This window comes from Trebonia sp. (genome assembly GCF_049794275.1).
Taxonomy (GTDB): Bacteria; Actinomycetota; Actinomycetes; order Streptosporangiales; family Streptosporangiaceae; genus Trebonia.
The window spans coordinates 1-9,266 of record NZ_JBARCR010000129.1 but is presented as its reverse complement, the minus strand read 5'-3'; the positions used below and the strand labels follow the sequence as shown (position 1 = coordinate 9,266).

The 9,266-nt window shown below is 69.4% G+C and carries 6 protein-coding genes; 4 read left to right on the top strand and 2 right to left on the bottom strand.

What is annotated here, in order from left to right; genetic code table 11:
• Window positions 1–67: 67 nt before the first annotated feature.
• Window positions 68–991 (bottom strand): succinylglutamate desuccinylase/aspartoacylase family protein, encoded by a 924-nt coding sequence (locus tag WA805_RS03520; protein WP_422340840.1) that lies wholly within the window; start codon window positions 989–991, stop codon window positions 68–70.
• A gap of 361 nt (window positions 992–1,352) precedes the next feature.
• Between WA805_RS03520 and WA805_RS03515 the strand changes: the two genes are divergently transcribed.
• Entirely contained in the window at window positions 1,353–2,411 is a 1,059-nt protein-coding gene (locus tag WA805_RS03515; protein WP_424564072.1) for a glucosyl-3-phosphoglycerate synthase, read from the top strand.
• A 185-nt stretch (window positions 2,412–2,596) separates the two neighbouring features.
• Entirely contained in the window at window positions 2,597–4,204 is a 1,608-nt protein-coding gene (locus WA805_RS03510; protein WP_425241633.1) for a GMC family oxidoreductase, read from the top strand.
• Window positions 4,205–4,751: 547 nt separating this feature from the next.
• Here the strand turns inward: WA805_RS03510 and WA805_RS03505 are convergent.
• Window positions 4,752–6,236, bottom strand: a complete 1,485-nt coding sequence (locus WA805_RS03505) for an alkaline phosphatase family protein (protein WP_425241632.1) — start codon at window positions 6,234–6,236, stop codon at window positions 4,752–4,754.
• A 163-nt stretch (window positions 6,237–6,399) separates the two neighbouring features.
• Between WA805_RS03505 and WA805_RS03500 the strand changes: the two genes are divergently transcribed.
• Window positions 6,400–8,199, top strand: a complete 1,800-nt coding sequence (locus WA805_RS03500) for an AMP-dependent synthetase/ligase (protein ID WP_424559928.1) — start codon at window positions 6,400–6,402, stop codon at window positions 8,197–8,199.
• 19 nt (window positions 8,200–8,218) lie between these two features.
• Window positions 8,219–9,266 (top strand): cysteine--tRNA ligase (locus WA805_RS03495; protein ID WP_425241631.1); only part of this gene is annotated, 1,048 nt, incomplete at its 3' end.

Here is a 9,266-nt window from a genome sequence, read left to right as displayed (position 1 = left end):
CCTATGCGCGTACTTTTCTTTCGTGATCATGAAATCAGCGGGCTCAGGCCGCCCTAAGTCGTCGGGTTCATGCTGCGCCGAGGCCGAGCAGCAGGCCGTCCGCCGCCACAGCCGGGGAGCTGGTCACGAACAGGATCACGCCGTCGGCGGGCGCGGTGAACGTCTCGAGCACGGTGCCGCCGTCCACCGTGGATACCGTGCCGAGGACCTGCCCCGCCGAGACCTCCGTACCGGTCCGCACAGCAGGCTCCCACCAGCCCGCGACCGGCGTGCGCGGCCAGATGAAGCTGTTCAGGTAGACCGGCGCGGTCGGCGCCGGCCCGTCAGGGGACATGTCCAGGTAACGGAGCACGCCGTCGAGCCCGCGAACGTGCGCCGCCACCGCCGCCTCCGTGACTAGGCCGCAGCCGCCGGCCTCGGCGGTGATCGCGGGAATGCCCGCCGCGGCCGCCGCCGCACTGGACGATCCGGCGACCGTCTGGCCCGGCCCCGGCGCCTGCCGCACCACGTACCGGATCCCGTAGGCGGCCGCCAGGCCGCGGGCGAAGTCCTCGGCGGGGCCTCCGTCGTACATGACGAACGGTTCGAGCGCCTCCACCAGGTCGCCGGCGTGCACGTCGACGACCGCGTCGCTGCCGGTGATCACCTGGCCGAACACGGCGAACGCCAGCCGCTCCGCGAGCGTCCCGTCGGGCGAGCCAGGGAAGCAGCGGTTGAGGTTCTTGCCGTCCTGCGGGACGACGAACGGCGTCCGTGCCCAGAACGCGGGCACGTTCACCACCGGCACGACCGTGACCGAGCCGCGCAGCAAGCGTCCCGGGTCTTCGGCCAGCCCGGACACCCAGCGCCTGACACCAGCCATCGAGGCGTACTCGCAGCCGTGCACCCCGGAGATCACGCTCAGCCGCGGTCCGGGCGCGTCGCTGGTGACCTCGATGACGGGAACGTCCAGGCCGGCGAAATCGGCCACCCGTCGCGTGACGTCCGTCACGTGCCGACCGCGACGATCGGCAGGCCGCGCACGGGTACGATCGGGATTCTGGGTCTGCTTGGCGCCCCGACTAGTACGTCTGCCATGACCCTGCCCCTCTCCTTACGCCGACAGTGGCAGCCAGGCCCGCGACGCGTCAAGACACGCGTGACCCGTGGCCGGCCAGCAAGCAGGCGAGGCCCGCGGCGGCATACGGGCCCGCGTCATGGGTAGCCCATACCGGGACCAATCGCCCACCCGTCCTCATGATTAACATTCAGGAAATAGAACTTTACATGTGATTAACCATAGCTGGGTAAGTTCCCAGCTCCCGTCGTCCGCAAGGCGGAAACTAAACGAAGCAGGGCGTCGTTATATGAACATGACAGTCTGGGAATGGTTTGAGCAGCGCTCCTATCATCATCGCGACTTTCGCGACCTGGCGCTGCCGGTCAACGGGGTGGAGCGACCGTCCACGACCTTGATCTTTCCGGCCCGCAACGTCGCCGGCACCATCGGCGGCATCCTCACGGTCGTCGCCGGCCTCCAAGCCCGGACCGGGCTGCCCGATCAGGTCATCGTCGTGGACGCCGACTCGCCAGACGGCACCGCGGACATCGCGCGGGCGCACGGGGCCGAGGTCTACTCGGAAAACGAGCTCATGCCGAACTACGGCCCTGCTCAGGGCAAGGGCGACGCGATGTGGCGCAGCCTGTCGGCCGCGCGCGGGGACATCGTCATGTTCGCCGACGCGGACACCACCGACTTCCGTGAGCACTTCGTCTACGGAACGCTCGGCCCGCTGCTCGCTGATCCGGCGATCCAGTTCGCCAAGGCCGCCTACCGGCGGCCTTTCAGGCAGGGCGAGGAATCCATCGCGGACGGCGGCGGGCGCGTGACCGAGCTGATGGCAAAGCCGCTGCTCAACCTCTTCTACCCGGAGCTGGGCGGGTTTGTGCAGCCGCTGGCCGGGGAGTTCGCGGGCCGCAGGGAACTGCTCAGCGCGGTGCCGTTCTTCACCGGTTACGGCGTGGAGATCGGCATGATGATCGACGTCTTCGCCGAAGTAGGCCTGGACGGAATGGCGCAAGTCGACCTCGGCACCAGGCAGAACAGGCATCAGCAGCTCGCCAGCCTCACCCGGATGAGCTCGGTGGTGCTCCGCACGGTGGCCATGCGGGAGGGTCTCGCCCAGCGCGTGATCGACGGGGACGAGCCGGGCCTGTGGGAACTCCGCCAGCCGGAGACCTACCTGCACGCCGTCGCGACGGAGGACGGCCTGCGCCTCGACGAGCACCTGAACGAGCTCATCGAGCGGCCCCCGCTGGCCCGCCTGACCGGCGGCACCGCGCTGATGAACGCATTACCGGCCGCGCCGCGAAATACTGAATTCTCGCCCGGATATCCGGGAAATAGGCGGGATGAGAATTCGCCGGCATAAATATTTATGCCGGCGAATTCGCCGCGCCCGCGTGCTGCGAGCGCAGGCACCCGGACCATCGCGGCCGCGCCCTTTGTGGGCGGCGGGCATGTCCGGGTCGCAGGTCTGTGCCGCCGCATGAATGACTCGCCGCGGAAAACCCGCATGATGTGACCAGACACGGCGCGCGGCGCAGGGAGGACGGCATGGCGGCCAGCGACGGCACCACGGCGGGCGAGGAGTTCGACCACATCATCGTCGGCGCGGGGTCCGCCGGCTGCGTCATCGCCAGGCGGCTTGTCGACGCCGGGCGGAAGGTCGCGCTCGTCGAGGCCGGCGGCCCCGACACCAACCCCGCGATCCACGATCCGCTGCGCGCGTGGGAGCTGTGGAACAGCCAGGAGGACTGGGCCTACCTGACCGAGCCCCAGGAGCACTCGCTGAAGACCAGCCTGTCCTGGCCGCGGGGCAAGGTCCTCGGCGGGTCGAGCGCGCTCAACGGCATGATCTACATCCGGGGCGCGAAGGCCGACTTCGACAACTGGGCGTACAACGGCGCGGCCGGCTGGTCCTACGACCAGGTGCTCCCGTTCTTCAAGAAGTCCGAGGACTTCGAGGAAGGCGCGTCGCACTACCACGGCGCCGGCGGCCCGCTGCCGGTGACCCGCATCCACGAGCCGAACCCGGCGAGCCTCGCCTTCCTCGAGGCCTGCGCGGGCTACGGCGTGCCGCTGAACGACGACCCCAACGCCGACAGCATCCTGGGCGCGGGCCTCACCCACCTCACGGTCAGGAACGGCCGCCGGATGAGCGCCTGGACCTCGTTCGTGCAGCCGGTGCTGGACAGCCCGCTGCTGACCGTCATCACCGGCGCCCAGGTCGCCCGCCTGGTTTTCGACGGCACAGGCCGCGCCGCGGGCGTCGGGCTCGCGGGAACTGGCCGAGTCCTTTCATCCCGAACGTACGCGGCTGACTCCACAGCCGCCCCCGCCTCCGGTGAGTGGCCGGCCGCCGAGCTGCGCTGCTCGGGGGACGTGATCGTGTGCGGCGGGACGATCGGGTCACCGCAGCTGCTGCTGCTGTCCGGCATCGGCCCGGCCGACGACCTGCGCCCGCTGGGCATCGAGGTGATGGCCGACCTGCCTGGGGTGGGCGCGAACCTGCACGACCACTTCCTGGCGACGATCTTGTACGAATCGGCGCGGACGATCCCCGAGGGCACGTCCAACATGCTGGAGGCGCACCTGTTCGCGCCCAGCGACCCGGGCATGCCCGCGCCGGACCTGCAGCCGCTGATGTCGCACTTCCCGATGCCGGTCGAGGGCTACCCGGTCCTCGACTACGGCAACGGCTACGCGATCGTGCCCGGCGTCATCCGCCCGCTGAGCCGGGGCCGGCTGTGGCTGCGCGCCGCGGACCCGGCCGCGCACCCCGCGATCGACCCGCACTACCTCGAGGAGCCCGCCGACCTGAAGGCGCTGGTCGCCGCCTTCAGGCTGGCCAGGGAGATCGGCGAGGGCCAGGCGCTGAAGGACTGGCGGGCACGGGAGATCGCGCCAGGCCCCGACGTGCGCACCGACGAGGACATCACCGAGTACGCGATGCGGAACCTGATCACCTATCACCACCAGGCCGGCACCTGCAGAATGGGCATCGACGCGATGGCGGTGACGACCCCCGACCTGCGCGTCCACGGCGTCCCCGGCCTGCGGTTGGCCGACGCCTCGGTCATGCCCGCGGTCACCTCAGGCAACACGAACGCCCCCACGATCATGATCGCCGAACGCTGCGCCGACTTCGTACTGACCTCCTAGCCACTCGCCTTATCCACTCGCCGGCGCGCGGGGCTTGTGGTGTCCGCCGCGTTCAGTCGGCGCCCAACAGCGGCGCCGAACAACGCGGCGTAACACCACCGCGCCCCGCTTCCGGCGCCATCGAGCGGTCGGCCCCACTTTGCAGCCGCCGTGACCAGAATTAGAGCTCACAGGCCCCAAACGCACCAAGAAATGGTCACCGCGGCTGCAAAGACAACTGGAGTGGTTGGTGTGACCAGTGACGGCTTGGCGTCTGCACTCTTCGGCGATCACATAGGCCTCTTATCGCCAGCCTGTCTCGGCATCGCCGGCCTGTCTCGCTTCCCCCGCTTATCTCGCCACCTTCACTTGCCTCGTTAACGCCAACCTGTCTCGTCCGGCACCCCTAGCGCTGGAGCCTCAGTCACACGGGCCGCTTCTCCATCTGGCGTTTGCCTTGTGCACCAAATGACCACTTTTCGAGGCGGAGAGGCCCCAAAAGTGGTCGCCTGGTGCACAAAGCAAACGGGTGGGGCTTGTGTGATGCGAGGGGTTGGGGTCCATGAGGCTATTGGTGGCGGGGAGTTAGGAATCTTGCCAAGGGGCGGGGCAGGGCCTTGGACATGGGCTTGAAGGGTCCGGCGCTCGCGGCGGTCAGGTCCGGGGGTGTCAGGAACGCGGGCGGGGAATTGAGGTCGAGGGCGCCGAGCGGGGAGGTGGCCGCGGCGTCCCGGTGGGTCAGCGACGGCAGGTTCCATTTCTCTTCGATCAGCTTGAGCACCGAGGTGTGGTCGAGCACATCGCTCAGCACGAAGCCGGGACGCGCGTAGGGCGAGACGATCACGGCGGGGATCCGGAACCCGTAACGGTCGTAGGTGGACGGGCCTGTGTCCGCGTTAGCCAGCTGCGCGAAGGCCTTCCGGAACGGGGCGCGCAGCCACTTCGGCAGCGACAGCTGCCAGTTGTGCGCCGGCACGTCGTCCGGCGGCACCGCCGCCGGCGGCGGGACATGGTCGTAGTACCCGCCATGCTCGTCGTAGATCCACAGCAGCAGGGTCGACTCCCACGCCTTGCCGTGCATCACGGCGTTGACGACCGCCGCGGAGAAGGTTTCGCCGAGGCTGATGTCCTGCGGGTTCTCTTCCGAGTACAGGCCGAAGTCCGGGTCGACGATCGACACCGACGGCAGCGATCCCGCCGCGGCGTCGTCCAAGAACTCCTGCGTGGTCCGCAGGTGCCGGACGGCGCGGGCGAGCCCGAGCGGGTACAGATCGGCGGTGAACGACTTGTTGCCGCGCACCGCGTTGGCGACGCCCGGCAGCCACCGGCCGAGCTGGGCGAGCCTGCGGAGCAGCAGCAGCCCCCTGGCACCGAGCAGCCGGGTGAACACCACCTTCGCCGGGTGCACGTTGTGGTAGTTCACCCAGGAGATGCCGTTCTTGCTCAGGGTGTCGAAGATCGTCCCGGCCTTGGGGTAGTCCACCAGGTTCCACGGCAGGTCGTCGATCAGGCCGTGGGCGGTGCCAGCGATCAGGAAACGCCGGTTCGGGAACGTCGGGCCGAGGCAGGAGCAGAACCACCGGTCGGCCACCGGGAACGTGCCGGCGAGTCCGTGGTAGAAGGGCAGGTCGGCCTCGGTCCAGTAGCCCATCGGGAGGGCCGGGTCGCCGCCGGGAACCGTCTGCCACACGCTGGCCGCGAACCCGCTATTGTCGCCGTCGCCGTAGCAGATGTGGCTCGCGTTCCAGGTCTGCGTGGGGTCACCGCCGACCTGCGCGGTCGACGGCAAGTGGTGCGCCGGGATCCGCTGGCCGTTCGGCAGGACGTTGACGGCGGTAGGCGCGCCGTCCGCCCCAAGTGACAGGCCGTCGCCCCGCCCGGCCATCGTGCCCAGATAGTTGTCGTAGGAGTGGTTTTCCATCATCAGCACGACGATGTGCTTGATCTTCGGGATCAGGTCGCTGCCGGCGGGCAGGTCCGGCCGGGGCCGTTCACCGGGACCTGGTACCAGCTCGCGGCGCGCTATTTCCCGTTGTTCCAGCCGCTCCCACATATGGCTTCCCCCTCGGCGTCTCCCGCCGAATCATGTCATCAAGCCCGCGGGAGGCGATAGGCGAACGAGAAAGACCGCCCGGAAGGCCTCGCGATGCTGATCCCCGACCGGGCCCGGGAATCCGCCCTAGTCAGCGCCCTCGGCACGGGTCACAATGGTCGGCATGACCACGACGGAGCGGTCCTTGACACCCGGGGACATTGAGGCCGAACGGGCGGCGATCGAGGCCGAGATCGAAGGCAGCACGCTGCTGACGGCGTACGCGGAGACGGTGGCGGCCGCCGGCGATACCGTGGCGCACCAGTGGCTGGAAAGCCCGGCCGGCGGCGACGGACCGGATGGCCAGTGGCGCTCGCTGACCTACCGGCAGGTCCACGAGCAGGTGCGCGACCTCGCCGTCGGGCTCGGCCTGCTCGGGTTCCGGCCCGGCGAGTTCGCGGTGATCTGGTCCCGCAACCGGTCGGAGGCGACAATCGCCGACTACGCCGTGATGCACGCCGGCGGCGTCCCCGTGTTCATCTACAACACCGTCTCCGCGGAGCAGGCGGCGTACATCGCGGGGCACTGCGAGGCCAGCGTCGCGATCGTGGAACGGGAGTTCCTGCCCAGGCTGCGGTCGGTGTGGGACCAGCTGCCGAAGCTGCGCCAGATCATCCTCATCGACGGTGACGAGGACGGCACGGTCGACTGGCCGCAGCTGCTCCGGCTCGGGCACGCCGAGGCCGTGCGCTCGCCCGGCCTGTCCGACGAGACCTGGCGGCAGGTGACGCCAGACGACCTGGCGACCCTGATCTACACCTCAGGCACTACCGGCCAGCCGAAGGCCGTCATGCTCACCCACCGCAACCTCCGCTATTACCAGCTCGCCGTCATCAGGGTGATCCCGCTGGAGGACCAGCACGACGCCGACGGGAACGCCCGGCTGATCTCCTACCTGCCGATGGCGCACGTCACCGGCCGCAGCGTGGACCACTGGGGCGCGATGGCCAATCCGCTGACGCTGGCCTACTGCCCGGACGCGCTGCGGCTCTTCGAGATCGCCCCGCAGGTCCACCCGACGGCGCTTATCGGCATTCCGCGGGTCTGGGAAAAGCTGTACGCGGCGCTGAGCACGGCGCTGCCCGACATGTCGCCGGACGCCGTGCGCGCGATGCCCGAGCAGGTCAGGCAGGCGGTACTCGCCAGGATCGGACTTGACGAGTGCCGCATCGCGACGAGCGGCGCGGCGCCGATCGACCCGGCGATCATCGAGTTCTTCCGCGCGCTCGGCGTGCCGCTCTCCGAAGGGTGGGGGATGACCGAGCTGTCCAACGCCGCGACGCTCACCTCGCCGGCCGCCGCCCGCACCGGAGCGGTCGGCCAGGCGTTTCCCGGCGTGGAGCTGCGGATCGCCGATGACGGCGAGGTGCTGGTCCGGGGCCCGCTTGTGATGGGCGGCTACTACAAGGATCCGGAGCGGACGGCGGAGGCGCTGGACGCGGAGGGCTGGATGCACACCGGCGACATCGGGCAGCTCGACGCCGACGGCTTCCTGAGGATCACCGACAGGAAGAAGGAGCTGATCATCACCTCCGGCGGGAAGAACATCTCGCCCGCCCTCATCGAGTACGAGCTGCAGCGGCACCCGCTGATCGGCCAGGCCTGCGCGATCGGTGACAAGCGAAACTACGTGACCGCGCTGATCGTGCTCGACCCGGACGTGACCCCCGCGTGGGCCAAGGCGCACGGCGTCGAGGCGTCCTCGCTCGCCGAGCTGGCTGCCCGCCCCGAGGTGCTCGCCGAGGTCGAGCGCGGCGTAGAAGCGGCGAACTCGCACCTGGCCCGGGTGGAGCAGGTTCGCAGGTTCCGGGTGCTGCCGAACGAGTGGACCGCCGACTCCGGCGAGCTCACCCCGTCTCTCAAGCGCCGCCGCCGGGTGATCATCGACCGCTACGCCCAGCAGATTGACGATCTCTACCAGTGACCGCCAATATCATGGGCGGGTGACCAGTGGACAGCAGCTAAGGCTCTACAACTCGCTCGGGCGGCGGATCATGGACTTCGTGCCGTCCGCGGACGTCGTGGGCATGTACAGCTGCGGGCCCACCGTCTACCACTTCGCGCACCTGGGCAACATGCGGGCGTACGTGTTCGCCGACACGCTGCGCCGCGCGCTGCGCTGGAAGGCCATCCCGGTCCGGCAGGTAGTGAACATCACGGACGTGGGGCACGCCGTCGCCGACTCCGACACCGGCGAGGACAAGATCGAGATGGCGGCCGCGCGCGAGGAGCGCAGCGTCGAGGAGATCGCGGCGTTCTACACCAAGGCGTTCTTCGACGACACGACGGCGCTCAACGTGCTGCCGGCCGACGTCTACCCGCGGGCCACCGAGTACGTGCCGGACATGATCGAGTTCGCGGCCCGCCTCGAGGAGCTCGGGTACACCTATCTGCTGCCGTCAGGGCTGTACTTCGACACTTCCAAGTCACCGGGGTACGGCACGCTGGCGCTGCTCGACCTCGAAGGCCAGCGCGAGGGCGCGCGCGTCGAGCAGATCGAGGGCCGCATTAACAAGAGCGACTTCGCCCTCTGGCGAACCGAGGAGCCCGGCGTCCGGCGCGTGATGCGCTGGAAGTCGCCGTGGGGCTGGGGCGCCCCTGGCTGGCACCTGGAATGCTCGGTGATGTCGATGGCGCTGCTCGGGCAGCATTTCGACATCCACACCGGCGGCGTCGACCACCGCGAGCTGCACCACGTCAACGAGATCGCGCAAAGCGAGGCGTACCTCGGCGACGGGCAGCCGTGGGTGCGGTTCTGGGTGCACAACGAGTTCCTGCTGATGAACAACGCGAAGATCGCCAAGTCGTCGGGGCCCGTGCCGCGGCTCGCCGACCTCGTCGAGGCCGGCTACCACCCGATGGCCTACCGGCTGTTCCTGCTCGGCGGCCACTACCGCAGCCAGCTCGACTTCACCACGAACGCGGTCGATGCCGCGCAGGCGACGCTGCGCCGGCTGGCCGGGCGCGTCGAGGCGCTCCGCCCGCTGCCCG

What these genes read in the sequence shown, in the direction of transcription:
- WA805_RS03515 (WP_424564072.1), top strand. Translation starts at nt 1,353, where the DNA reads ATGACAGTCTGGGAATGGTTTGAGCAGCGCTCCTATCATCATCGCGAC.
- WA805_RS03510 (WP_425241633.1), top strand. Translation starts at nt 2,597, where the DNA reads ATGGCGGCCAGCGACGGCACCACGGCGGGCGAGGAGTTCGACCACATC.
- WA805_RS03505 (WP_425241632.1), bottom strand. Translation starts at nt 6,236, where the DNA reads ATGTGGGAGCGGCTGGAACAACGGGAAATAGCGCGCCGCGAGCTGGTA.
- WA805_RS03500 (WP_424559928.1), top strand. Translation starts at nt 6,400, where the DNA reads ATGACCACGACGGAGCGGTCCTTGACACCCGGGGACATTGAGGCCGAA.